The organism is Blastomonas sp. CCH1-A6 (genome assembly GCF_001556365.1).
GTDB classification, from domain to species: domain Bacteria; phylum Pseudomonadota; class Alphaproteobacteria; order Sphingomonadales; family Sphingomonadaceae; genus Blastomonas; species Blastomonas ursincola.
Genome location: NZ_LSIS01000290.1, coordinates 1 through 614, shown reverse-complemented (window position 1 = coordinate 614; position 614 = coordinate 1). Strand labels below are relative to the sequence as shown.

1 protein-coding gene is annotated in these 614 nt (G+C 69.5%); it reads right to left on the bottom strand.

Annotated elements, in window-relative coordinates:
• Positions 1 to 471 (bottom strand): DUF1285 domain-containing protein (locus AX735_RS13935; protein ID WP_066281393.1); only part of this gene is annotated, 471 nt, incomplete at its 3' end.
• Between the last annotated feature and the right edge of the window lie 143 nt (positions 472 to 614).

Genomic DNA, 614 nt, shown 5'->3' with positions numbered 1-614 from the left:
GACCGCCCGCTCTATCCGCGCCTCGAGCCCGCGCCACAGGCCGAGATAGGGGCGCGGTTCATCGGCATCGCCGCGCATGATGATCGGCCGCTCGGGTCCGGCGACGACCAGTTCGTCGGTGTTGAGTCGGAAGGCGAGGCGGCGCTGGTCGCCCGTGCCTTCGGACTTGAGCTCGACCGCAAGCAGCGGCGCGTCCTCGACCTCGATCCATTGCTGCTCGAACGGGGTGACCAGCGCGTATCGCCCGTCCGGTTCGCGGCGCAGCACGCTCGCGAAAAGCCGCACCATCGCCGGGCGCGAGATCAGCCCGCCCTGGTGATACCAGCGGCCATCGGCGGCGATGCGCATATGGCTGTCGCTCTGGTGCGCGGGCGTCCATTTCTCGACCGGCGGCAATTTGCGCGCGGCGACCAGGCCGGCGATGTCGGCGAGCGAGAGGTCCTGAAGTTCGGGGGGCGGATCATAAGGCATGCGGGTGCCAGATAAGCATGGCCGGTGCGCGATGCAAAGGGCGATGCCGCCCCATGCGTGTCAGCTCAGCCGCCAGGGGCCCAGCATGCCGCGTTCGGGCATCAGCGAGTCGGGTCGCGCCAATGCCAGCAGCCGGTGCTGCT